This is a genomic window from Ensifer sp. VA4, from assembly GCF_055710065.1.
Genome location: NZ_JBVQPO010000072.1, coordinates 1 through 278 on the forward strand (window position 1 = coordinate 1; position 278 = coordinate 278).

Here is a 278-nt window from a genome sequence, read left to right on the forward strand (position 1 = left end):
CAGCGACCTACTCTCCCGCGTCTTAAGACGAAGTACCATCGGCGCTGGGGCGTTTCACGGCCGTGTTCGGAATGGGAACGGGTGCAGCCACCCCGCCAGAACCACCAGGTCGGCAAAGCGCAAGATTTGCGCCCGAAGGGCGCAAACCGAATGAGAAGCTGGTGAGGCAGAGCCTCTTTTTGATTTGAACACGTCTTTGCGTCTTATCCGGATAATTGCAGCAGCCGGCAGAGCCGAGCCGCCGGAAGTCCGGCGCGCCGTCCGCAGCGCCTTTGGCG

General features: G+C 61.9%; 1 rRNA gene. It reads right to left on the reverse strand.

Annotated elements, in window-relative coordinates:
• Positions 1-109: ribosomal RNA gene (gene rrf / locus AC0C6X_RS30215) — 5S ribosomal RNA — on the reverse strand; the annotation flags it as partial.
• Positions 110-278 lie beyond the last annotated feature (169 nt).